Annotated in this window: 24 protein-coding genes; 16 read left to right on the top strand and 8 right to left on the bottom strand. The window is 33.5% G+C overall.

The window, feature by feature from the left end; all coding sequences use genetic code 11:
* Nucleotides 1-240: GIY-YIG nuclease family protein (locus AC3Y25_RS22525; protein ID WP_489904298.1), on the top strand; the 240-nt coding region annotated here is incomplete at its 5' end.
* Nucleotides 241-568: 328 nt separating this feature from the next.
* Here the strand turns inward: AC3Y25_RS22525 and AC3Y25_RS22520 are convergent.
* A complete protein-coding gene (locus tag AC3Y25_RS22520; protein ID WP_489904297.1) occupies nt 569-2,740 on the bottom strand; it encodes a hypothetical protein in 2,172 nt (723 codons plus the stop codon).
* 228 nt (nt 2,741-2,968) lie between these two features.
* On the opposite strand from AC3Y25_RS22520, the gene AC3Y25_RS22515 reads away from it, so the two are divergent.
* From AC3Y25_RS22515 to AC3Y25_RS22485, 7 genes are all read left to right on the top strand, one after another.
* Nucleotides 2,969-3,373, top strand: a complete 405-nt coding sequence (locus AC3Y25_RS22515; protein ID WP_489904296.1) for a septal ring lytic transglycosylase RlpA family protein — start codon at nt 2,969-2,971, stop codon at nt 3,371-3,373.
* A 219-nt stretch (nt 3,374-3,592) separates the two neighbouring features.
* Entirely contained in the window at nt 3,593-4,360 is a 768-nt protein-coding gene (locus AC3Y25_RS22510; RefSeq protein ID WP_427875130.1) for a ParA family protein, read from the top strand.
* 5 nt (nt 4,361-4,365) lie between these two features.
* On the top strand, nt 4,366-5,268 hold the full coding sequence (locus AC3Y25_RS22505) for a ParB/RepB/Spo0J family partition protein (RefSeq protein WP_095929441.1): 903 nt from the start codon (nt 4,366-4,368) through the stop codon (nt 5,266-5,268).
* Nucleotides 5,268-5,828 carry a DUF5683 domain-containing protein gene (locus AC3Y25_RS22500; protein WP_095929440.1) on the top strand — a complete coding sequence of 187 codons (561 nt, stop codon included), beginning with the start codon at nt 5,268-5,270 and terminating at the stop codon, nt 5,826-5,828. Before AC3Y25_RS22505 ends, AC3Y25_RS22500 begins: the two co-directional genes overlap by 1 nt.
* Before the next feature lie 40 nt (nt 5,829-5,868).
* Nucleotides 5,869-6,570, top strand: coding sequence for a 4-hydroxy-tetrahydrodipicolinate reductase (gene dapB / locus AC3Y25_RS22495; protein WP_250837319.1), 702 nt, complete (start codon nt 5,869-5,871; stop codon nt 6,568-6,570).
* 56 nt (nt 6,571-6,626) lie between these two features.
* Nucleotides 6,627-8,180 (top strand): signal peptidase I, encoded by a 1,554-nt coding sequence (gene lepB / locus AC3Y25_RS22490; protein ID WP_427875131.1) that lies wholly within the window; start codon nt 6,627-6,629, stop codon nt 8,178-8,180.
* A gap of 91 nt (nt 8,181-8,271) precedes the next feature.
* A complete protein-coding gene (locus AC3Y25_RS22485; RefSeq protein WP_489904295.1) occupies nt 8,272-8,886 on the top strand; it encodes a WbqC family protein in 615 nt (204 codons plus the stop codon).
* A gap of 104 nt (nt 8,887-8,990) precedes the next feature.
* Here AC3Y25_RS22485 and AC3Y25_RS22480 read toward each other — a convergent pair whose 3' ends face one another.
* From AC3Y25_RS22480 to AC3Y25_RS22450, 7 genes are all read right to left on the bottom strand, one after another.
* Nucleotides 8,991-10,037 carry an endonuclease/exonuclease/phosphatase family protein gene (locus tag AC3Y25_RS22480; RefSeq protein WP_250837322.1) on the bottom strand — a complete coding sequence of 349 codons (1,047 nt, stop codon included), beginning with the start codon at nt 10,035-10,037 and terminating at the stop codon, nt 8,991-8,993.
* 17 nt (nt 10,038-10,054) lie between these two features.
* On the bottom strand, nt 10,055-10,918 hold the full coding sequence (locus tag AC3Y25_RS22475) for a rhomboid family protein (protein ID WP_250837323.1): 864 nt from the start codon (nt 10,916-10,918) through the stop codon (nt 10,055-10,057).
* Between the two features lie 42 nt (nt 10,919-10,960).
* A complete protein-coding gene (locus AC3Y25_RS22470) occupies nt 10,961-11,710 on the bottom strand; it encodes a rhomboid family intramembrane serine protease (protein ID WP_379801432.1) in 750 nt (249 codons plus the stop codon).
* A complete protein-coding gene (gene mutL, locus AC3Y25_RS22465; RefSeq protein ID WP_489904294.1) occupies nt 11,707-13,647 on the bottom strand; it encodes a DNA mismatch repair endonuclease MutL in 1,941 nt (646 codons plus the stop codon). The genes AC3Y25_RS22470 and mutL overlap by 4 nt, the downstream gene beginning before the upstream one ends.
* A 150-nt stretch (nt 13,648-13,797) precedes the next feature.
* Nucleotides 13,798-14,481 carry a DUF6624 domain-containing protein gene (locus tag AC3Y25_RS22460; protein WP_489904293.1) on the bottom strand — a complete coding sequence of 228 codons (684 nt, stop codon included), beginning with the start codon at nt 14,479-14,481 and terminating at the stop codon, nt 13,798-13,800.
* Nucleotides 14,482-14,614: 133 nt separating this feature from the next.
* Nucleotides 14,615-15,187, bottom strand: a complete 573-nt coding sequence (gene ribH, locus AC3Y25_RS22455) for a 6,7-dimethyl-8-ribityllumazine synthase (RefSeq protein ID WP_095929433.1) — start codon at nt 15,185-15,187, stop codon at nt 14,615-14,617.
* An 81-nt stretch (nt 15,188-15,268) separates the two neighbouring features.
* Complete coding sequence (locus AC3Y25_RS22450) at nt 15,269-16,051, bottom strand: tetratricopeptide repeat protein (RefSeq protein WP_250837326.1); 783 nt, start codon at nt 16,049-16,051, stop codon at nt 15,269-15,271.
* A 241-nt stretch (nt 16,052-16,292) separates the two neighbouring features.
* Between AC3Y25_RS22450 and recF the strand changes: the two genes are divergently transcribed.
* The 8 genes from recF (at nt 16,293) to AC3Y25_RS22410 (ending at nt 23,479) form a co-directional block, all read left to right on the top strand.
* Nucleotides 16,293-17,372 carry a DNA replication/repair protein RecF gene (gene recF / locus AC3Y25_RS22445; protein WP_489904292.1) on the top strand — a complete coding sequence of 360 codons (1,080 nt, stop codon included), beginning with the start codon at nt 16,293-16,295 and terminating at the stop codon, nt 17,370-17,372.
* A gap of 197 nt (nt 17,373-17,569) precedes the next feature.
* Entirely contained in the window at nt 17,570-18,247 is a 678-nt protein-coding gene (locus AC3Y25_RS22440) for a DUF2461 domain-containing protein (RefSeq protein ID WP_489904291.1), read from the top strand.
* Nucleotides 18,248-18,346: 99 nt separating this feature from the next.
* A complete protein-coding gene (locus AC3Y25_RS22435; protein WP_489904290.1) occupies nt 18,347-19,396 on the top strand; it encodes a glycosyltransferase in 1,050 nt (349 codons plus the stop codon).
* 138 nt (nt 19,397-19,534) lie between these two features.
* A complete protein-coding gene (murB, locus tag AC3Y25_RS22430; RefSeq protein ID WP_489904289.1) occupies nt 19,535-20,548 on the top strand; it encodes a UDP-N-acetylmuramate dehydrogenase in 1,014 nt (337 codons plus the stop codon).
* A 25-nt stretch (nt 20,549-20,573) separates the two neighbouring features.
* The gene (locus tag AC3Y25_RS22425; protein ID WP_489904288.1) at nt 20,574-21,083 is read left to right on the top strand and encodes a hypothetical protein; all 510 of its coding nucleotides are present in this window, start codon (nt 20,574-20,576) and stop codon (nt 21,081-21,083) included.
* 47 nt (nt 21,084-21,130) lie between these two features.
* Nucleotides 21,131-21,745: an FMN-binding negative transcriptional regulator gene (locus AC3Y25_RS22420; RefSeq protein ID WP_489904287.1), complete on the top strand. Its 615-nt coding sequence runs from the start codon at nt 21,131-21,133 to the stop codon at nt 21,743-21,745.
* 85 nt (nt 21,746-21,830) lie between these two features.
* The gene (locus tag AC3Y25_RS22415) at nt 21,831-22,937 is read left to right on the top strand and encodes a glycosyltransferase (protein ID WP_379801423.1); all 1,107 of its coding nucleotides are present in this window, start codon (nt 21,831-21,833) and stop codon (nt 22,935-22,937) included.
* Entirely contained in the window at nt 22,928-23,479 is a 552-nt protein-coding gene (locus AC3Y25_RS22410) for an RNA polymerase sigma factor (RefSeq protein ID WP_095929424.1), read from the top strand. Before AC3Y25_RS22415 ends, AC3Y25_RS22410 begins: the two co-directional genes overlap by 10 nt.
* The last annotated feature ends 53 nt before the right edge of the window (nt 23,480-23,532 follow it).

The raw sequence follows: 23,532 nt of genomic DNA, 5'->3' as shown, positions 1-23,532 counted from the left end.
TTAAACTTTATGTTTTTCGTTTATATTCTTTACAGCGCTAAAAAAGAAAAGTTCTACATTGGTCAAACTAATGATATGGAAGACAGACTTAATAGACACAATAATGGACAATCCTTGTCTACAAAAAACGGCGTCCCTTGGAAAATCATTTATACAATTCAATTTGACTCAAGATCTGAAGCGATGATTTTAGAAACTAAAATAAAAAAAGTGGCGCAAAAAGATACCTACAAGACATAGATTTCATATATCATTTGTAGCGTAGCCCGTTTATCGCGTCCCGCCTTAAAGCGGGAAGGCCGCAGGTTCGAATCCTGCCACCCCGACAAAAGTCTTTTCAAATTGAAAAGACTTTTTTTTTTTTGCTTTAAACTCAAATAAAAAACTTTGCGCCTTTATCAGCTATTTCCTAAACATACTAGAAACGAAATAAATAGTATTGGCCACGAATTCACGAATTTTCTTTTTAAATACTTTATCTAATATTATTCGAATTAATTCGAATAAATAATCGCGAAGATTTGAAAAAATAATTCGTGAATTCGTGGCGAAAAAAAAATCGTTCTTACTATTTCTCCATACTTATATAAGAAGGATAAGATTCTTTACTAGGCAAAGTAAATTCTTCATCAAAAGGCTGTACGCCTTCTCCATTATTATATGATGCCACACGTTTTACACCAGTTGCCGTGCTTCCGCCAGTACCATTAATAACATTCTGAATATTTCCTGAACCTGCAAAACGAGTAATACACATTTTCTCGAATTTCACATTTGGATTATTAGGCGCTTCAAAACCATTCTTCTTATTCACATTTCCATCTGTTCCCGTAAAAACCGCATAAGATCCCATTCCGATAGTGTGATGTTCTTTTACCGAATTTGCTACTTTAAACGCAGCATAACCATCGACTCTTCCTCCTTGACTGCTCCAACTTGCTTGATTTGGTGCATCGTATGGTGGTTCGTTTTGAAAGAAGAAAGTTCTACCACGCTCTCCTAACCAAAAAACTTCATATTCCTGATAATGCTCTACAAACAAGGCATAAAGCGTCACATCATTTCCCGCTACAATAAGTCCGTTTTTACATCTGTCTCTTTTCCAACGTGTGTCACCACCTTTCTGCGAACCATGATCGGCACGCCACAACCAGAAATGATCTCCTACAACATTGTTACTATTTAACTGCATAGAAGCCTGAATCTGAATATTTTTTGACTGAACCCCTCCCACTCGGCAAGTAATATCACTAAGTAAAATAGGATCTGCACTATGGTTTGCATTTGATCCTTCATTACCAACTCTAACTTGGTACGTCGTACTATTCAATGAATCCATTAAAAGTCCAGCAATGATAATTCCGTCTTTATCATCAGCATAAATACATCCCCAGCTATTTTTTTCTGTTGGCTCTAGTGTCACAGAAGCAATACCAGCCCCCAGAAGTATGGCATCTTTTCTGTTTACCTGAATCGGAGCATTCAAAGCATAATGTCCCGGAGTGAAAAATATATTTTTACCAGCTTTTAATGCAGCATTTATCTCTACATCGGTATCTCCTTCTTTAGCAACATACCAATTTGCACTCAAATCTTGAATTTCACCTTTTCCTATATCTGTTGCCGACCATGAAACTCCAACTCTATCCTTTTGCCACGCTGGCACAAAAACTTTATATTCTCCGTCATTATCAATAAAAAGAAAAGGTTTTTCTCGTATAATAGGAGTTGTCGAAACTGGAGAATTACTATCATCTGCTTTTGGAGGATTTACACAACCCTGCCAAACCATATTATACGATCCTCCCATAGCCTCAGAACCGGAAGGAAAAACAGTATTTCTAGTATACCATTGTTGCTGTCCACCCCAGTTCGGTCTTTCAGATGTATAATGAGCATCAGCAATAAAACCACCGCTGCCCCAGAAGTTAGTATCTCCAATATCCGAAATATACTTTGAAGTATTTTCAATCAGCAATCTTCGTGCGCTAGTTGACTGAGAAACCGTCCATGAAAAATCACGCATTATTGCTACATTTTCAACAGAACGCCAAAATGTACAAGTCGCATTTGCTCCGCCAGAAAGATGAGGCCTTGTAAATATTGCTCCCAATTTAACGTCTGAAGGCACCTTTCCTAAACCTCCAATATGAGAATAAAATCCTAATTCTAAAGCATTAGATGTTGCAGAAGATGCAGAACCCGATCCGCCAACATCGTAGGTTTGTCCATTCACATTTGGTTTAAAATAATAAGCCTGGCGTTTTGTTGTCCACTCTCCATTGGTACCTCCTAAACCGATAGTGCTAAACTGTGCGTTAATTTCATTTCGGGCTGTTTCAGCTTTTTCATACTTTCTATCATAGAAATACATATTATCTCCAAAAATCTGATTTTCGAGTGAAATTATAATGGTAACATCATTGCGAGTTACTTTATAATAGTTCTCATATTTATTAGTGTTAGGCTTATTATCAGTAAAAGTCAATTTAGAAGTTGATCCTACTGAAACAAAATCAGATGCCAAACGGCTGCCCCCTCTACTAATTATATAATTTCCAGAAGTACCAAAAGTCGACCATGATAATGTAATACTATGTTTCTTTTTGCTGTAAACAATTTTGCGTTCAATTTTTTTATTTCCTTCTGTTTTTTCGTTATTCGAAAACGACGAAGTAAAACTGCATAAAAGTAGCATAAATGCAAATGCCGTAAATAATGAAATTGCTTTTTTACTCATAAGAATGTTCATTTTGTGGTTTGATAGATTGTAATAATTGTAATTTTAAGAAAGCCCAAAATAGCAATAATCTTCAACCTTCGAGTCCGTTTTTGAACGCAATTTTCTTATCAAAAACACTACAAAATCTCTAAATTTTGTCGTTTTATAATATAAATATGCCTTATCCAAGACATCTCTTTTTCTTTAATAGCTTTTTTTTGCCTCCAAATAAAAAAAGAAAACAAAATGAAAAAGATTCTATTATTTATTTCTTTAGTTTTTTCTACTGCTATAATCGCGCAAGAAAAAAACATCATTTCAATAGATTCATGTTCATTAGCAAAAGAAAGTGTCTTATATAAGAAAAATGCTCACGCTTCTTATTATCATGATAAATTTAATGGAAGAAAAACAGCAAGTGGAAAAAGATTCAATAATAACGAACTTACTGCTGCACATAAAAAATTCCCTTTTGGCACAATACTAAAAATAACAAACGAGGCAAACAATAAATTCACAATCGTAGAAATTACGGATCGAGGACCTTTTGTTAACGGAAGAGAAATTGATCTCAGCAAAAGAGCTTTTATGGATATTGCATCTAATAAAAAAAGTGGCTTAGTTTATGTCACTATCGAGATTTTAAAATAAAAAGATTTTCTCACTCCAAAATTAGATTCTTGTCTTTTTGAGGCAAGAATAGCACTAAATTATCCTAAAAACTTATTAATAATTTTATTTATAACTAAAATTATTTTGTGGCAAACACCCATGAAACCCCGATTAGGCAGACTTTCACAAATGTTAACAAAATAGATTTTCAGAAACCATAAATAATTGTATTTTTACGGTTCAAAATTCAGAAAATAAATGGGCAAAATCATTGCTATTGCTAATCAAAAAGGAGGCGTTGGAAAGACTACTACATCAGTAAATCTTGCTGCCTCATTAGGTGTTTTAGAAAAAAAAGTATTATTAATCGACGCTGATCCTCAAGCCAATGCTACATCTGGTCTTGGAATTGACGTAGAAACAGTTGAAGTTGGAACTTATCAAATACTTGAACATACTGTAACACCAAAAGAAGCCGTTTTAAAATGTACAGCTCCAAACGTTGACGTGATACCTGCTCACATTGACCTTGTTGCTATCGAAATTGAATTGGTTGACAAAGAAAACCGCGAATACATGCTTAAAAAAGCATTGGAAGAAGCAAAAGAAGAATATGATTATATCATTATCGACTGTGCACCTTCTTTAGGTTTGTTAACCTTGAATGCTTTAACAGCAGCAGATTCTGTAGTTATTCCTATCCAATGTGAATATTTTGCACTTGAAGGATTAGGAAAATTATTGAACACTATTAAGAGTATTCAAAAAATCCACAACCCAGATCTTGACATTGAAGGTTTATTACTAACAATGTACGATTCAAGATTACGTTTATCAAATCAGGTTGTAGAAGAAGTTCAAAAACACTTTAACGATATGGTTTTTGATACTGTAATTCAGCGAAATGTAAAACTAAGTGAGGCTCCAAGTTTTGGAGAAAGTATCATTAATTATGATGCGACAAGCAAAGGTGCCGTAAACTATATTCATTTAGCACAGGAAATTATAAAGAAAAACAGTAAATAGTTTTTATGACAAAAGTAATTAAAAAACAAGCCTTAGGAAGAGGATTATCTGCCTTATTAAAAGATCCGGAAAACGACATCAAATCAGTAGAAGACAAAAATGCTGACAAAGTTGTTGGAAACATCATTGAGCTTGAAATAAGTGCGATTGAGATAAATCCGTTTCAGCCTAGAAGCAATTTTAATGAAGAATCATTACGCGAGTTAGCCACTTCTATTAAAGAACTTGGTGTAATTCAACCTATTACTGTTCGTAAATTAGATTTTAACAAATACCAGTTAATCTCTGGAGAACGTCGTCTTCGCGCGTCTAAATTAGTAGGCTTAACTCATGTTCCTGCTTATATTCGTATTGCAAATGATAACGAATCGCTGGTTATGGCTTTGGTTGAAAACATCCAACGTCATGATTTAGATCCAATTGAGATTGCCTTATCATACCAACGTTTAATCGACGAAATTCAATTAACTCAAGAACAAATGAGTGAAAGAGTGGGTAAAAAACGTTCGACAATTGCCAACTATTTACGTCTTTTAAAATTAGATCCGATTATCCAGACCGGTATTCGTGATGGTTTTATCAGCATGGGACACGGTAGAGCAATTATCAATATTGAAGATTTAGACGTTCAAACCGATATTTACCAAAAAATCGTTAGCCAAAATCTATCAGTTCGTGAAACAGAAGCTTTAGTTAAAAATTACCACGAAGGTTTACAGCCAAAAGCAGATGGAAAGCCAAAAGCAGATGCTGCATTCGTAGTTAGAGAAACTCAAAAAAATTCTTTCAACGATTATTTTGGTTCAAAAGTTGATATAAAAGTCGCTGGTAACGGAAAAGGAAAAATTACAATTCCATTTAATTCTGAAGCTGACTTTAACAGAATTATGAAATTAATAAACGGATAGTGAATAAAATTGTCCCCATTGGTCTATTGTTCTTTCTAACAGGAACCGTTTCTCTTTTTGCCCAGGTAAAAGAAGACACGGTTTTGGTCGTAAAAGACACCACATCATTAGAAGAAATAGATCCGCTTACACCAGCAAAAGCAGCTTTTTACTCTGCAGTTCTACCTGGTTTAGGTCAAGCATACAACAAAAAATACTGGAAAATTCCATTGGTTTACGGAGCAATCGGAACAAGTTTGTATTTCTACATAGACAACAATAAAAAATACCATGATTATCGTGACGCCTACAAACGAAGATTAGAAGGTTATAACGATGACAATTACAAATATCTGGATGATAGCCGACTTATTGCTGGACAAAAATTCTACCAAAGAAATAGAGATTTATCTGCTTTATTCGTTGTCGGATTCTATGTTTTAAACATAATCGATGCCAATGTTGACGCTGCGTTAATACAATTTAATGTAAACGAAAGACTTTCAATGCGTCCAGAAATTTATCCTGCCGATGTAACATTCAAACCAAACGTGGGTCTAACTTTTAATTATAAGTTTTAATAGATTGAATTCTATTTAAAAAATCAAAAAACAAATCATAATGAAAATTGCGCTTTTAGGATACGGAAAAATGGGTAAAGTAATCGAAAGAATTGCTTTAGAAAGAGGTCATGAAATAGTTTTAAGAAAAGATGAATTTAACACCTATGACGGGCTTTCAACAGCCGATGTTGCCATCGATTTCAGCGTTCCATCAGCAGCAGTGAGCAACATTTCTGCATCTTTTAACGCTAATGTTCCTGTGGTATCAGGAACTACTGGTTGGTTAGAACATTATGACGAAATGATCGCACTTTGTAATGAGAAAAAAGGAGGATTTATTTCAAGTTCGAACTTCAGTTTGGGAGTAAATATTTTCTTCGGACTAAATGAATATTTAGCTAAAATCATGAAACAATTTGATTCCTACAAAGTTTCGATGGAAGAAATTCACCATATCCACAAACTTGATGCTCCAAGCGGAACAGCTATTTCTTTAGCTCAAGGTGTTATCCAAAACAGCGACTACGCAAATTGGACTATGGATGAAGCAAAAAAGAATGAAATTCATATTGAAGCAAAAAGAATTGGAGAAGTACCCGGAACACACACTGTAAATTACGATTCTGCTATTGACAGCATCGAAATTAAACATACTGCTCATAACCGCGAAGGTTTTGCCCTTGGAGCTGTCGTTGCAGCAGAATGGCTAGCAGGAAAACAGGGAATTTTCTCTATGAAAGATGTACTAAACTTACAATAATTGACCAAAATTCAGGATTATTAAATACTTGAATTTGAAACTTAAAATACAATATTATGACACTTTACTCTTGGTTCGTATTTTTCTTAGCCGTTCAAATTATTCATTTTCTTGGAACATGGAAATTGTATCTGGCAGCAGGAAGAAAAAGCTGGGAAGCAGCAATTCCGGTATACAATTCTATCGTCTTAATGAAGATTATCGGACGCCCAACATGGTGGACATTACTACTTTTCATCCCGATTATCAACTTGATTATGTTTCCAGTTATTTGGGTGGAAACACTAAGAACCTTTGGCAAAAAATCAACCTTAGACACTATTTTAGGACTTTTCACATTCGGTTTTTACATCTATGTTGTTAATTATACTCAAAAGTTAGAGTACCATAAAGACCGCAAATTAACTCCTGAAAATAAAGCAGCAGATACTGTTAGCTCTTTATTGTTCGCCATTATAGTCGCAACTTTAGTCCATACTTATGTTGTACAGCCTTACACAATTCCAACATCATCTTTAGAAAAATCTTTATTGATTGGTGATTTCTTATTTGTAAGCAAATTAAACTACGGCCCTCGAGTTCCAATGACAACTGTTGCATTACCAATGGTTCATGACTCTATTCCTTTAACAAAAAGTAAATCATACTTAAGCTGGCCACAATTACCTTATTTTAGATTGCCAGCTATTCAGAAAATAAACCGATGCGACATTGTAGTCTTCAACTGGCCAGTCGACACAGTTCACTATTTCTTTGAACCAAAAGGAAGACCGGGTGTTATCAAGCCAATTGATAAAAAATCAAACTATGTAAAAAGATGTGTCGGTATTCCTGGAGACAGCTTATCAATAAAAGACGGTTATGTTTTTATTAACGGAAAAAAACTAGTTTTACCTGAAAGAGCAAAACCTCAATACTCATACGCTGTAGCATTAGACGGAAAAACACCTATTGACTTTGAAACCATTTTCAAAGAATTAGACATTACGGATCCAGCAGGTTTTAGAACTGAAAAAAGAGATACTCTTTATTTAGGCGCATTAACAGAAGCTGGAGCAGAAAGATTTAAACACACTCCAGGAGTTACTGCTGTAATTAGAAAAGTTGACACAGGAGACAACAACGACATTTTCCCTCACATCAACAAATGGAACCAAGACAATATGGGACCTATTTACATTCCTGAGGCAGGAAAAACAGTTGCTCTAACCAATGAGTCTCTTCCATTCTATAAAGAGATCATCACCAATTATGAAGGAAATACATTAGAACTGCAAGGCTCGAAATTCATAATTAACGGAAAACCGGCAACAACATATACCTTCAAACAAAACTATTACTGGATGATGGGAGACAACCGTCATAACTCAGAAGATAGCCGTTACTGGGGTTATGTTCCAGAAGATCACATTGTAGGAAAACCAGTTTTCATTTGGATGAGCTGGGATACTAACGGAAAAGGCATCAATAAAGTTCGCTGGAGCCGAGTATTTACAACTGTAGATGGTGAAGGTCAGCCTCAATCTTATTTCAAATACTTCCTAATCCTTTTAGCTATCTATTTTGTAGGAGATTTTATTTGGAAAAAAAGAAGAGAAAATAAAGCATAATTAAAAAAAAGTTATTTTTGTATCAGGTTTCAAGTTTCACGTTTTTACGTCAACTTGAAACCTGATACTTTTAAACTTGAAACAAAACGAAATGAATTCCTTAATACTTCCAACTTATTTTCCATCTATCAGTCATTTTGCCGTAATTGCACAATCTGAAAACATTACTTTTGAAATGGAAGATAATTTTCAGAAACAAACTAATAGAAATAGAACTTACATCTATAGTCCTAATGGAATTCAATTATTAAATATCCCTGTTAAGCATTCTAAAGCGACACATCAGAAAACAAAAGACGTTTTGATCGAAAACGAATTTGATTGGCAGAAACAACATTTTAAATCGCTTGAAGCGGCATATAGAAGCTCTCCGTTCTTCGAGTACTTTGAAGACGATATTGCTCCTATTTTTGAGAAAAAACACCATTTTTTGATGGATTTAAACTTCGAGGTTTTAGACATTGTTACGAAATGTCTTAGAATGAAATTAGAATTTGGAAAAACAACGGAATATTTTCATGAAGTAAATGATTTTTCCGATTTCAGATATTTGGCAAATGGTAAAAAAGATGCAAATTCTTTCGAAAAATACACTCAGGTTTTTGACGACAAACATGGCTTCATCAACAATTTAAGTGTTTTGGATTTACTTTTTAATGAAGGCAAGTTTGCAATGGATTATCTAAAAACACAGAAAATCATCTAAGCTATGAATTATGAATTATGAGTTATGAGTTAAAAGTAATGAGCTATGAATTCTCATATCGTCTTAACTTTTTTACTTTTCACTTTTCACTTTCTGCTAATAAATCATTCCACCAAAAGTCTTGTCATTATGGGATAATGATCTGAGTTTTCGAAATCAGAGAAACTTTCAAATTGCTTTACTTTCATTTTACTGTCTGTAAAAATATAGTCAATTCTTGCAGGATAATATTTGAATTTATAAGTAGCTCCAAAACCTTCTCCCGCTTCTTCAAAGGCATCCTTTAGCTTGCCTTTAATGCTTCTATAAACATAAGAAAACGGACTGTTATTCATGTCGCCACAAATAATAATCGGATAATTACATTTCTTAATATGCTCTTTAAAAATTTCAGCCTGTTCTTGCTGCTGTGTAAATCCTTTACTGATTCTAGCATAAATACGCTGTGATTTTTTCTGATTTACATTATCAATATCATCAGAAATCTCGCTTACATCTGGAGATATCTTAATGGATTGCAAGTGCATATTATAGACACGAATAATATCTTTTCCGCGCTTAATATCAGCATAAACAACATTATTATCTGATTTAGGAAAAACAATCTTTCCTTCGTCTATAATAGGAAATTTAGAAAAAATAGCCTGTCCCGTTTTAATTTTTTTACCATCAATAAAAATATAACGGTGCGGATATACTTTTAAATCTAAATGTGCAGAATTTGAATATTCTTGAATACACAAAATGTCAGGATCTTTTTCGTCGATAAAAGATTTAATATTGGACGGAATATCATCACGATCCAACCACTTAAAGACATTAAACAGACGTACATTATAACTCATCACAGAAAAATCCTTTTCGTCCTTCACATACTCTTTTCCAGAAAACTTATAAAATTTACTAATAAATGTAATTCCTGTTAGCAAAACCAAACCAGACAAAATAAGACGTTTTTTAAACTGAATTCCCCAATAGATAAAAAACAATGTATTGGCCACAAAAAAGGCCGGCATAAACAAAGTAAGCACCGATAAAAGCGGAAAACTTTTAGGTGCTAAAAAAGGCAAAACATAGACACTAAATGTAAGCACAGTCAGTACTATGTTCAAAAAGAACATTATTTTATTAAACCAAGAAAGGTTTTTCATATTTATCTCCTACAAGTTTATTTTCCAGCTTTAAATAAAAACTCTTTTTCTTCTTTTGTTAAGCAGTCGTATCCTGACTGGCTTATTTTGTCTAAAATCTCATCAATCTGTTGCTGCGTTTTATCTTTCGTAACAATTCGCGATGTGGTTTTTTCTGTAGGTTTTCTGTAATTTTTATGAACTTTAGTAAATGGGGTCGTAGGTGATTTTTTAAAGAGATTCGCAAAGAAATCTAAAGTTTTAGAAACGATAGTACTTAAATCGGTACCGTTTTGTAGCAATTTAATATAAAGAAAACCGAAGAAGGCACCAGCGAGATGTGAAATATGCCCGCCCATGTTTCCAAGACGAAACTGCATCAAATCTAAAATTATAATAACAGCAGTAATATGCCAAAGCTTTACATTTCCAAATAGAAACAAGCGAACATTCATTAGCGGAGAATAAGTTGTTGTAGCAACCAAAATTGCCATGATGGCAGCAGATGCTCCAACAATGGAACCTCCAATATTAGACAGATAAAAACTCAATGCAAAAGCCACTCCTGCAAAAAGAGCACTTAAAAGATATAATCCTAAATATTGCTTTTGAGTAAAATATGTGAGAAACAAAGAGCTGGCAAAATTAAGCACCATCATATTAAACAATAAATGCAAAAAACCATCATGAAAGAAAGCGTACGTTAAAAAAGTCCAAGGTTTAAACATAAAAACCTGAGGATCTGAAGACAAAGCAATCCAACTCGGAAAATTAAAAAAACCATTTGAATAGTTATAGAAGAAAATAAGCGATACAATAAAACATGCTATATTCCAGTACATGACACGCATGGCAATACCTCCTAATCTATATTGTAATTTTAAATCGTCTAAAATATTCATAGAAACTCTTTTGTTTTAGAATTTGTACTTTAAAGTTAAAAATTAATTCCAACGGTTGTTATTAAACTGATTTTTTTTCCAGTACCACATCATTAAAAAACCAGTAATTGCACCTCCAACGTGGGCAAAATGCGCTATACCTGTACCGCCACCCCCAAACAGAGAAGTACCTTTAACACCTAAAAACAAATCCATTAATAAAAGCCCAGGAACAAAGTATTTAGCTTTGATTGGAACTGGAATAAACAAAAGTGCCAATTCTGCATTAGGAAACATAAAAGCAAAAGCAGTCAGCAAACCGTAAATAGCACCGGATGCCCCAACAACAGTTCCAATGTAAGCACTTGTAAATCCGTCAAATTGAGCTGAACTTACTAAGCTTTGCCATCTCGTATCGATTTTTCCCTGACTTAAAATATTTAAGATATCCGCTTTATGAAATCCGTTTGCTGTCAATACATTAATTGTATCCTCAAAAAAGTAATAATTTACCGCTGTATGAAGCAATGCTGAACCTAAACCACAAGAGATGTAAAAAAATAAAAACTTTTTACCTCCCCAAAAATGCTCTAAAGCAGATCCAAAAGAAACCAATGCAAACATATTAAACGCAATATGCATAATCCCGCCATGCATAAACATATGTGTAATAGGCTGCCATACTCGGAAACTTGGATTTTCTGGAAAGAACATCGCAAAATACTCGTAAGACATTGGCACTAACTGAGAACCAATAAAAAATATAATATTAATAATAAGCAGTTGTTTAACTACTGGAGTCATATTCATCATAAAGCAAACTTTTTATCTATATCTTCAACACGCATGGTAATGAAGGTAGGTTTTTGAAAAGGTGAAATATTAGGATCTTTACAAGCAAACAATCCGTTTACCAAATTATCTTGTTCTTTTTCGGTTAAATAAGATCCTGTTTTAACCGCTAAACTTTTGGCCATTGACTTGGCAATTGTATCGTTCTGACTGTAACTATTTGCCGGGATTCCGTCTTGCAAATCACTTAATAGTTGTTCAATTACCTGCGAGACTTCACTTTCTGTAATATTTACAGGGATTCCAGAAATTACAACATGATCGGTTTTGCTTTCGTCAAAAACAAATCCAGTAGTTTCTAAAGAAGGTTTTAATTCTTCAATTAATTCCATTTCAGATGCCGAATAAAACAAATCTAAAGGAAAAAGCAACTGTTGGCTCGAAGCTTGATTAACGGTCATATTCAGCAAAAATTGTTCGTACAAAATTCGCTGATGCGCACGCTGCTGATCTACAATAATCATTCCTGATTTTATTGGCGAAACGATATATTTTTTATGAATTTGATACGTTTTCTGAGTAGCTTGTTCTACATCTTCATCATTAAACAAAGAAGAAGTCACTTCTTCATTTTCGAATGTGAATGGCGAACTTTCTATACTTTCTGGATTTTCGATATCTAAACCAACATATAAACTTTCCCAGCTTGTGGTTGGTTCTACCCTTTTGGAATAACCCGAATACGATGTACCAGAAGAAGATGATCCCGACGAAGATGAAAAAGAAGACCCCGAACTATATCCTGATGATCCCGAAGCAGCTTTACTATAATGCTGATTGGTTTTATCATCAGTAAACGGATTAAAAGTTCCATCCACCTGAATCGTAGGCACTTCTGCCTCGACATTTTTATAATGGTATGGTGTATCTAAATTAGCATCCCGATCAAAATCTAAAACTGGAGCAACATTAAACTGTCCTAAGCTGTGCTTGATGGACGCTCTTAAAATAGCATACAAGGCTTGCTCGTCATCAAACTTAATTTCCGTTTTAGTTGGATGTATATTGATATCAATTGTATTTGGCGGAACCTGCAGATACAAGAAATAACTTGGCTGAGAACCATCTTTCAGCAATCCGTCGTATGCAGACATTACTGCATGATGTAAGAAACTGCTTTTTATAAATCGATCGTTTACAAAAAAGAACTGTTCTCCTCTATTTTTCTTAGCAAATTCAGGTTTACATACAAAACCTTGAACGTTTATAATTTCGGTATCTTCATTTACGGGAACCAATTTTTCATTAGTTTTTCCAGACATAATACCAACAATTCGCTGACGATATCCTGCTGCCGGAAGATTGTACATCTCACTTCCGTTATGGTAAAAACTAAAATGAATATTTGGATGTGCCAATGCTACACGCTGGAACTCATCCATCACGTGACGAAATTCAACCGTATCGGACTTTAAGAAATTACGGCGAGCTGGAATATTAAAAAACAAGTTTTTAACCGCAAATGAAGTTCCTTTTGGCAAAACAGCCACTTCTTGCGAAACAAATTTACTTCCCTCAATTACAATGTGCGTTCCCAGTTCATCCTGATCTTGTTTGGTTTTCATTTCCATGTGGGCAATCGCTGCGATAGAAGCCAAAGCCTCTCCACGGAAACCTTTTGTTCCAAGCGAAAACAAGTCTTCTGCCTGGCGGATTTTGGAAGTAGCATGACGGGCAAAACACAAACGGGCATCTGTAACGGTCATTCCTACACCATTATCAATTACCTGAACTAGCGATTTACCAGCATCTTTTATAATTAATTTGATATCAGTTGCTTTGGCGTCAACAGCATTTTCTAACAATTCTTTTACAACTGAAGCTGGTCTTTGAACCACTTCTCCAGCAGCAATTTGGTTAGCAACGTGATCAGGAAGCAATTGAATAATACTCGACATTAAGCAAAAATAATTTTAAAGTTTAGATTAGGTTTTTTATAAACCAAGAAGTACAAATTTAGTGAATTTTGATTGGCTTTTAGAATAAGAATAATCATAAAAAAAACAAAAACTACAACAGTCTACAAAACAGAAGAATTGCAATTTATATTAATTCATTTTTGCAATTTCATCAAGTGTATAAACTTTATATTCAATCCCCATTCGCTTTGCATTTTCCTCAACTGTTGTAGTAAAACCAGCTTCTTTTCGCAGTTTATTAACTTTTTTTGGATTTTGAATTGGAGAAACGTAATTAAAAAATTCTTTCTTTCCGGTCTGTTTATTTGTAATTAATTTCCCTTGTCCTTGAGTTCCATAAATCTGCTCTTTACCTTGCTGAGTCAGATAACGATCTTCCATCATTGCAAAACGAGTAAACGCAATTTCTCCTTTTTTAGCCGCAGCTTCAATCAAAGGCAAATATTTTGATATTTCTTTACTATGCTGAATAACATACCATGCCGATTCATTTGTTGGTTCGCCTACTAAGCTTTTCCCGGGATAACCATAATCCAGAATAATTTTTTCAATCTTCTTCATATTGACAGAATCCTGCGCATTCATATACATCCATATATTATTTTTGAAATTATTGTCGTCCTGCCTACCGATTTCCTTTAAAATTTCTTTTTTTCTAATTTCTGTTGTTTCAGAATCTAGATATTCTCTAAGAATCTGATCTGATTTCATAATCGAATCCAATTCTATTTTTAAACTTTGATTGATTTTATTTTGAGCCAAAATAACCTCAGAAAATAACAATAATAAAATAAGAAGTGAAGGTCTTTTCATAATTCCAAAATTTGATATCAACTCAAATATAATATAATTCCAAATTCGATGCGACCTAATACAATCACAAAAAAAGCATAAAAAAACCTATACTTTAACAGTATAGGTTTTAATATTTTTAAAACAAACGTGCTTATTCGTTTTCTATTTTTTTCGGAGAATCTTCAATTTGAATGGCTCCCGAAGCTAACAATGGCTGATTATAGACGTGAGCTATTGAAGCCTGCTGACGAATATAAGCCATTTTTATTGCTGCAATTGCCGCTTCAGTTCCTTTGTTTCCGTGAACTCCTCCACTTCTGTCAATAGATTGTTGCATATTATTATCTGTTAAAACACAGAAAATAACCGGAACATCAGTTTGAACATTCAAATCTTTGATTCCTTGCGTAACGCCTTCACAAACAAAATCAAAATGCTTAGTTTCTCCTTGAATTACGCATCCAATTACGATAACTGCATCAACATTTTGTGTCTGAAGCATTTTTTTAGCGCCGTAGATTAGCTCAAAACTTCCTGGAACATTCCAACGGATAATTTGTTGGGCAGGAACATCGCAATCAACCAAAGCATCAAAAGCACCATTATAAAGTCCTTCTGTTATAGTGTCATTCCATTCAGAAACAACAATCCCAAACCGAAAGTCTTTCGCGTTTGGGATTGTGTTTTTATCGTATTCTGATAGATTTTTATTTTCAGTAGCCATCTGTAATATTTTAGATTTTTGATTTTAGAATTTAGATTCGTAACTACAAATCTACAATCTAAAATCTAAAGTCTAAAATTTTTATTGTGCTAATCCAATCAAAGCATCAACAGACGCTGCTTCTGGAGTATTATCGTAATTATCTTTAATATCATTAAAGTATTTCAAAGCATCTTCTTTTTGTCCTAAAGCTAAAGCAGTTTTTCCAGCTTTTAACAAGAAACGAGGTGTTGTAAAATCGTTTTTGTTAGACTCAGCAGCTTTCACATAAAAATCTAAAGCTTCTTTTTGCTGATTTTTTTGAGAATAAGCATCTCCTGTAGCACCTTTAGCTAAAGCGCTTAAAACTACATCTTCTGATTTGAATTCACCTAAATATTTAATTGCCTCATCAAATTTACCAGTATTTAAGTAAGCGATACCAGCATAATAATTTGCTAAATTTCCAGCGTCAGTTCCAGAATATTCGTCAGCGATTTTAATAAATCCGAATTTACCTTCAGAACCGTTTAATGATAATTTGAATAATGAATCGCTAGAAACGCCGTTTACAGCTTTTTCAAAGTTTTGTTGCGCAACAAACATTTCACTTGCAGCCTCTTCTTGTTTCGGAGTTGCTATAAATTTTTGGTAAGCCAAATATCCAATTGTAGCAACCGCGATACCAGCAACTAAACCAATAATGATTTTTTGATTTTTAGCCACCCAATCCTCAGTTCTTGAAGCTGTTTCGTCTAATTTTGAGAAAACTCCAGCTGTTGTGCTGTCTTTTTCGTCAATAACTACTTGTTGCTCTTCAGTAACCACTTCTTTTACTTCCTTTTCTTTTGGTGTCTTATATCCTCTTTTATTGTAAGTTGCCATTTAAAATTTATTTAGTGAACGGCAAAAATAAAATTTTTATTGAAACTGAGGTAAAAAATTTCAATTTTATCACTATTTTAAAAGAAATATTTTCATGATTCAGTCATGCTTTCGCAAAAGCGGTAAAATAAATAAGCCTAAGAAAGGGCTAAAGCCAATTATATCGATAATTTTCGGTAATTTGCAGCCTCAAATTTTTACTGCTCAAAAGCCGTAAATATTACACTTGGAGTCCTTACAAATGCATTTAAACAAAATCTCATTATTTAATTACAAGAACTTTTCTGAAGCAAGTTTTGATTTTGACATCAAAATAAACTGTTTTGTTGGAAAAAATGGCATTGGAAAAACTAATGTGCTCGATGCTATTTATCATTTGGCATACGGAAAAAGTTATTTTAATCCGCTTGCTGTTCAAAACATCAAACATGGCGAAGAGTTTTTTGTCATTGATGCAGAACTCGAAAAAAATGAAAGAACCGAGAAGATTGTTTGCAGTTTAAAAAAAGGACAGAAAAAAGTTCTAAAGCGAAATGGAAAACCTTACGACAAATTCTCCGATCATATTGGTTTTATTCCGTTAGTTATTATTTCGCCCGCAGATAGAGATTTGATCGTTGAAGGAAGCGAAACGCGCCGTAAATTTATGGACAGTGTGATTTCGCAATTAGACGTTACTTATCTACACGAATTAATACAATATCAAAAGGTACTCACACAGCGAAATGCACTTTTAAAATATTTCGCATTGAATCATGTTTTTGACAATGATACCTTATCTATATATAACGAACAGTTACAAGGCTACGGAAAATCGATTTTTGAAAAACGAAAAGATTTCCTAGAACAGTTTATACCTATATTTAATAGACACCATCAGGCAATAACGGGATCTGAAGAAAGTGTGCAATTGGTTTACGAAAGTCATTTGTTCGAAAAAGATCTTTTAACACTTTTGCAGGAAAACATCAATAAAGATCGCGCGCTACATTATACCTCTGTTGGAATCCATAAAGATGATTTGTCTTTTGAAATTGATTTGCATCCGATAAAAAAATTCGGATCTCAAGGTCAGCAGAAATCTTTTCTAATTTCTTTAAAATTGGCGCAATTCGAGTTTTTGAAAAAACAAAGCGGTGTAAAGCCCATTCTTTTGTTTGATGATATTTTTGATAAACTGGACGAAACGCGTGTAGCCAAAATTGTAGAAATGGTAAACAGTGAAACCTTTGGACAGCTTTTTATTTCGGATACGCATCCAGAAAGAACCGAAGCGATTGTAAAATCGACACATCAGACTTATAAGATATTCAATTTGTAAAGTTTTTTTACCACGAATTACACGAATTTACGCGAATTATTTTTGCCACAGATTGCAAGGATTAAAATGATTCAATCTGTGTAAATCTTTTAATCCGTGGCAAAATAAGAAAATAAATTCGTGTAAATTCGTGCAATTAGTGACAAACTAAAAAAACGAATTAGAAAAAAAGTAACTGCAATCAAAAAACACAGAATATGCTAACGAAAGAATCATTGCAATTTTTAGACGATTTAAAAAAGAACAATAACCGCGAATGGTTTCAGGAAAATAAAAAACGATATGAAGTTTTTAAGAAAGATTACCATCAATTGGTAAGTGATTTTCTGGATGCCATGAAACCGCTCGATCCTTCATTGGAATTATTGGAAGTTAAAAACTGCACTTTCAGAATAAACCGTGACATTCGTTTTTCTAAAGACAAATCTCCTTATAAAGCACATTTAGGCGTTTGGATGTCAGCTGGTGCAAAAGGCGCAAATCGTGCCGGATATTATGTTCATATAGAAAAAGGTGCGAGTTTTATTGCTGGCGGATTTTATTCGCCTGAAGCGGAAGACTTAAAGAAAGTCCGTAAAGAAATCGCTTTTTTCTACGAAGATTTACAGGAAATTTTAAACGAAAAAAACTTCAAGAAAGAATTTGGAAGTTTAGACATCAACGAAAACAATTCACTTAAAAGCATGCCTCGCGGTTACGAAAAAGACCATCCTGCAATTGAGTTTTTAAAATTAAAAAGTTTCACCGCAACTCAGGTTTATAATGTTTCTGAGGTGACGGAAAAAGATTTCGTAAAAAAAATGAGCCAAAAATTGATTGCTTTAAAACCACTAAACGAATTCATCAACCGCGCTTTGGATACTGAAGAATTTTAGTTTTATTTGCCACAGATTTCACAGATTCTCACAGATTAATTTTTCGCAATTGCAAAATCATTTTAATCTTTTTAATCTGTGGCAAAAAACAACAACAGAATGAAAAGGAAAATACTTTTTCTTGGAGAATCTTATCGCGCTGATGCCATCACTTGGATGAAAGGCCTAAAAGAATTTGGTGATTTTGAAATTATTACTTGGGAACTTCAAACTTCTAACAACCATAGATTCAAACGCATTTTAGAGTATTTCTTCTCTCCTCTTTCTATTCGAAAAACAATCAGAAAAGAAAAACCAGACATGGTAATTGCTGAAAGAACCACTAGTTATGGTTTTCTTGCAGCGATTTCTGGCTCTAAAACCATTGCAATCGCACAGCAAGGACGAACCGATTTATGGCCTGAAGAATCTAAATTGTATCCTTTTAAGAAATTCATACAAAAATATGCTTTCAAAAAAGCACATTTAATTCACGCTTGGGGACCAGTAATGGCAGTTCACATGAAAGCAACTGGTGTTGACATGAACAAAGTTTTGGTTCTTCCTAAAGGAATTGATTTATCTCTTTTTACACCTTCAACAAATCATTCTAACAAAATTGAAGCAATTGTTACGCGCTCGCTTCAGCCAGAATACCGACACGATTCTATTTTAAAAGCTTTCGGAATCTTAAGCCAAAAAGGAATTGATTTTTCTTTGACGATTGTTGGCGATGGAACAAGACTGCAATATTTAAAAGATTTGGCGAGAGAGCTGCAAATCGAAAATAAAGTGATTTTTACAGGAAGAATCCCGAATACAGAACTTCCAAAATTACTGCAGCAATCCAATGTTTACATCAGCATGCCTACTACTGAAGGCGTTTCTGCCTCTTTATTTGAAGCAATGGCATGCAATTGTTATCCTATAGTATCAGATATTCCAGGAAACCAAAGCTGGATTACGCATCGAGAAAACGGGCAATTAATTACAATTGACGACACTGAAATGTTAGCCAATGAATTAATCTTGTCTTTTGAAAATCCCGAATTGCGAAACGAAGCGATTACTCGAAATAGAAAATTTGTGGAGGAAAATGCAAATTATTATATTAATATGAAGGTTATTTCGCAGAAGTATCATGAATTGATTAATCTGCGTGATATTTAAACGCAAAGTTCGCTAAGATTTACGCCAAGAACGCAAAGCTTAGCGAACTTTGCGTAAACTTTGTGCCTTTGCGGTAAAATACAACCACAAATAAATTATAATCCTTACTTTTGACTCATATTAAAAAGCCTTTTATTTATGGAAATCCAATCCAATTTTTCTTTAAAAAAATATAATACTTTCGGCATTGAAGCCAATGCCAAACAATTTGTTGCCGTTCACTCTATTGCTGAATTAAAAACAGTTTTAGAAGCAAACAAAAACGAGAAAAAATTCATTTTAGGAGGCGGAAGCAATATGCTTTTGACAAAAGACATTGACGCTTTAGTTATTCATATTGATTTAAAAGGCAAAAAAACAATTAAAGAAGACGACGATTTTGTTTGGGTTGAAAGTCAGGCCGGTGAAACTTGGCACGATTTCGTACTTTATACAATCGATAATAATTTTGGCGGATTAGAAAATATGTCTCTTATTCCTGGAAATGTCGGTACAACACCAGTTCAGAATATTGGCGCTTACGGAACGGAGATTAAAGACACTTTCGTTTCTTGCGAAGCCATGAATATTGAAACTCAGGAAATGAGAACTTTCAACAATGCTGAATGTAATTTTGGCTACCGCGAAAGCATTTTCAAACATGAAGTAAAAGACCAATATATTATTACTTCGGTTATTTTTAAATTGACCAAACGCAATCATAAAATCAACACCTCTTACGGAGATATTTTGGCTGAATTAGCCAAAAATAACATTACAGAACCAACATTAAAAGATGTGAGTAATGCTGTAATCGCTATTAGACAGAGTAAATTGCCAGATCCAAAAGAACTAGGAAACAGCGGAAGTTTCTTCAAAAATCCGATTTTATTGAAATCTGATTTTGAGAAAATCCACCAAAAATTCCCAGAAATGAAATTTTACGAAGTTTCAGAAACCGAAGTAAAAGTTCCTGCCGGCTGGCTTATTGAACAAGCTGGGTTTAAAGGAAAACGTTTTGGAGATGCTGGAGTTCATAAAAACCAAGCTTTAGTTTTAGTAAATTACGGAAACGCAACAGGACAGGAAATTTTAGCTGTTTCAAAAGAAGTTCAGAAAACCGTTTTTGAAAAATTCGGCATTCAAATTGAGGCAGAAGTAAATGTGATTTGAAAACTTCATTAATTCAAATTTTTTAATGAAAAAACTAAATTTAGGAATTCTTCTTATTCAATTCTTAGGAATGATCTTCCTAATTAACGGCATTTACCAATTGCGATTATATACGGCCGCCGAAAAAGTTATTTGCATAAAAAATCAATTTCAATTTCAGAAATCAGAAAACTGGGATTCATTATTCCCTACAAATAAAGATGTTCTAAATTTCTGGCCAAGTATCTACATTTGGATATTTTTCGGTTTATTAATTGGAATTTTCTATGTTGCCTTTCTAAATTGGAAAAGTAAACTTTCGTCTATCAATACCATTCTACTAGCAATAGCTTTATACATTCTTTTAAGACTAAAGTTTTTTAGAAGAGAAATATTTTCACATATTTTTCGACCACTTAGAGTTTTGCTTTCAGATGATTTTGCTACACAATGCTTAATCGAAGGAATTATTTTTACACTTATTGGCGTTGCTATTATTTACTTTAGCGTCAATTCGAAATTATTTAATTTAAAAAAAGAAGAGACTGATCATTAAATCATTAAAATACTTCCTTAAATTCTCTGACATAAAACAAAATAAAGATGTATACACCCAATTTATACAAAAATGAAAATCCTGAGGAAATCAGAGCTTTTTTGAAAGAAAACAGTTTTGGAATCCTGATTAATCAGACCAACGGAAAATTATGCGCAACTCATATTCCGATAGAATTGGAAATGAATGCTGACGGAAAAGAAATCTTGCAAGGACATATTTCAAAACTGAATCCGCAAGCTGAAGGCTTCAGAGAAAATGATCAGATTTTGGCCATTTTTACAGGTCCGCACAGTTACATTTCTTCTTCTTGGTACGATCACGAAAATGTGCCAACTTGGAATTACATAGCTGTACATGCTTACGGAAGAATCAAAATTGTAGATTACGAAACTTCTGTAGAACAACTGAAAAAACTGGTCGACAAATACGAAGTAAATTCTAATAATCCAGTACGAGTTGAAGATTTATCTGAAAAAACAATGCGCGAAGCCAGAGGGATTTTTGGTTTTGAAATCGAAATTGACGAAATTCAAGCCACAAAAAAACTCTCCCAAAACCGCGACGATCATAATTACAAAAACATAATTTCGGAATTGGAAAAAACCGAAAACCCTCAGTCTATTGCTGTTGCAAAAGAAATGTCAAAATGCCGAAAGTAAATCTGCTTTAGCTATTGAAATTATCGAATTGATAAGTACATTTGCAGTCGCAGAACGTGAAAATTAATAGAATCAAATAAATCAGATGCTTATATACATATTTTACTTTTTTATTGCTATTGTCGTAGTTCAATTATTTTATTATTTAGGAGTCTTTGGGAAATTTGCTTTTGCTAAGCCACAGCAAATTAAGCCTAAAAATCTTCCAGTTTCTGTAATCGTTTGTGCTAAAAACGAAGAAGAGAATGTAAAAAAATACGTTCCGATTTTGGCACAGCAAGATTATCCAGATTTTGAAATTGTCTTAATCGACGATGCCTCTAGCGATGAAACTCTTGAAGTTTTTGAAGAATTTGAAAAAGAATTCTCTAATATCCGTTTGGTAAAAGTCGAAAATAATGAGGCTTTCTGGGGAAATAAAAAATACGCTTTAACGCTTGGAATAAAAGCGGCAAAGAAAGATTATTTACTTTTTACAGATGCAGATTGTTTCCCAAGTTCAAAAGACTGGATTACCTCTATGACTTCTCATTTTACGATGAACAAAACAATCGTTTTAGGATATGGAGGTTATGAAAAAGTAGAGCGTTCGTTTTTAAACAAAATTATTCGCTTTGAAACTGTTCTAACAGCAATACAATATTTTTCTTGGGCAAAAATGGGACTTCCTTATATGGGAGTCGGCAGAAATCTTGCTTACAAAAAAGAAGAGTTTTTTAATGTAAATGGTTTTATTGACCACATTCAGATTCGTTCTGGAGATGACGATTTATTCATCAATCAAGCCGCAAATAAAACAAACACTACTATTTCTTATACGCCTGAAAGTTTTACCTATTCAAAACCTAAGACTACTTACAAGGAATGGTTTACTCAGAAAAGAAGACATATTTCTACCGCAGAACATTACAAGTTCTTTGATAAAATGCAATTAGGATTATTCTTCATTTCACAATTATTTTTCTTTTTATTAGTTATTGTATTATTAGCATTTCAATTCCAATGGATTGCCGTATTAGCAATTTTAGCAACGCGCTATACTGTTGTATGGACCGTAATTGGATTTTCAGCAGGAAAATTAAAAGAAAAAGATATTAAAATTTGGTTTCCAGTTGTTGAGATAGCGCTTATATTAACGCAAATTAATATCTTTATAACTAATATCTTTTCAAAACCCGTATATTGGAAATAAATTCTAAAATAGAAAAAGCAAAAAAAGGCGATCAGATCGCCTTTACTTTTTTATTAGATCATTATTGGAATGAGGTGTATTCGTTTATGCTCAAACGAACCGAAAACGAAACCACCGCAGAAGATATTACGATAGAAACTTTCTCCAAAGCTTTTGACAAAATAGCTTCTTATAATTCAGAGTTTCAGTTTAACACCTGGCTTATTGCAATTGCAAAAAATGTCTATATTGATTTGCTTCGAAAAAAGAAAACCAATCTTTTTATAGAAATCACAGACAATGAAGACCAACAGGCATATAATATTGCCGACCCTACTCCATCTGCAGAAGATGCTTTAATTAAAGAACAGAATCTTTCTCGTCTGCTTCTATGCATCAAAGAACTTAAACCACACTACCAAGAAGTAATTCAGCTTCGTTATTTTCAGGAAATGTCTTATCAGGAAATTGCGGTTAAGATAAACGAACCCCTAAGCAGCGTTAAAGTAAAGCTTTTACGAGCTAAAAAATTATTAGCCGAAATTATCGAACGTAACAGATAATTTATTATCTTTAAATAAAGAATAAACAATTACTCGTTTTATTCTTAAAATAA

It is taken from the genome of Flavobacterium sp. LK-23 (genome assembly GCF_058135255.1).
The sequence above is the reverse complement of the archived record's forward strand: the minus strand, read 5'-3'. Positions and strand labels throughout refer to the sequence as shown.

What these genes read in the sequence shown, in the direction of transcription:
- AC3Y25_RS22415 (WP_379801423.1), top strand. Translation starts at nt 21,831, where the DNA reads ATGCTTATATACATATTTTACTTTTTTATTGCTATTGTCGTAGTTCAA.
- murB (WP_489904289.1), top strand. Translation starts at nt 19,535, where the DNA reads ATGGAAATCCAATCCAATTTTTCTTTAAAAAAATATAATACTTTCGGC.
- AC3Y25_RS22435 (WP_489904290.1), top strand. Translation starts at nt 18,347, where the DNA reads ATGAAAAGGAAAATACTTTTTCTTGGAGAATCTTATCGCGCTGATGCC.
- AC3Y25_RS22425 (WP_489904288.1), top strand. Translation starts at nt 20,574, where the DNA reads ATGAAAAAACTAAATTTAGGAATTCTTCTTATTCAATTCTTAGGAATG.
- AC3Y25_RS22420 (WP_489904287.1), top strand. Translation starts at nt 21,131, where the DNA reads ATGTATACACCCAATTTATACAAAAATGAAAATCCTGAGGAAATCAGA.
- AC3Y25_RS22450 (WP_250837326.1), bottom strand. Translation starts at nt 16,051, where the DNA reads ATGGCAACTTACAATAAAAGAGGATATAAGACACCAAAAGAAAAGGAA.
- AC3Y25_RS22440 (WP_489904291.1), top strand. Translation starts at nt 17,570, where the DNA reads ATGCTAACGAAAGAATCATTGCAATTTTTAGACGATTTAAAAAAGAAC.
- lepB (WP_427875131.1), top strand. Translation starts at nt 6,627, where the DNA reads ATGACACTTTACTCTTGGTTCGTATTTTTCTTAGCCGTTCAAATTATT.
- AC3Y25_RS22510 (WP_427875130.1), top strand. Translation starts at nt 3,593, where the DNA reads ATGGGCAAAATCATTGCTATTGCTAATCAAAAAGGAGGCGTTGGAAAG.
- AC3Y25_RS22520 (WP_489904297.1), bottom strand. Translation starts at nt 2,740, where the DNA reads ATGAGTAAAAAAGCAATTTCATTATTTACGGCATTTGCATTTATGCTA.
- AC3Y25_RS22505 (WP_095929441.1), top strand. Translation starts at nt 4,366, where the DNA reads ATGACAAAAGTAATTAAAAAACAAGCCTTAGGAAGAGGATTATCTGCC.
- AC3Y25_RS22470 (WP_379801432.1), bottom strand. Translation starts at nt 11,710, where the DNA reads ATGATGAATATGACTCCAGTAGTTAAACAACTGCTTATTATTAATATT.
- dapB (WP_250837319.1), top strand. Translation starts at nt 5,869, where the DNA reads ATGAAAATTGCGCTTTTAGGATACGGAAAAATGGGTAAAGTAATCGAA.
- AC3Y25_RS22485 (WP_489904295.1), top strand. Translation starts at nt 8,272, where the DNA reads ATGAATTCCTTAATACTTCCAACTTATTTTCCATCTATCAGTCATTTT.
- AC3Y25_RS22460 (WP_489904293.1), bottom strand. Translation starts at nt 14,481, where the DNA reads ATGAAAAGACCTTCACTTCTTATTTTATTATTGTTATTTTCTGAGGTT.
- AC3Y25_RS22480 (WP_250837322.1), bottom strand. Translation starts at nt 10,037, where the DNA reads ATGAAAAACCTTTCTTGGTTTAATAAAATAATGTTCTTTTTGAACATA.
- ribH (WP_095929433.1), bottom strand. Translation starts at nt 15,187, where the DNA reads ATGGCTACTGAAAATAAAAATCTATCAGAATACGATAAAAACACAATC.
- mutL (WP_489904294.1), bottom strand. Translation starts at nt 13,647, where the DNA reads ATGTCGAGTATTATTCAATTGCTTCCTGATCACGTTGCTAACCAAATT.
- AC3Y25_RS22515 (WP_489904296.1), top strand. Translation starts at nt 2,969, where the DNA reads ATGAAAAAGATTCTATTATTTATTTCTTTAGTTTTTTCTACTGCTATA.
- AC3Y25_RS22475 (WP_250837323.1), bottom strand. Translation starts at nt 10,918, where the DNA reads ATGAATATTTTAGACGATTTAAAATTACAATATAGATTAGGAGGTATT.
- recF (WP_489904292.1), top strand. Translation starts at nt 16,293, where the DNA reads ATGCATTTAAACAAAATCTCATTATTTAATTACAAGAACTTTTCTGAA.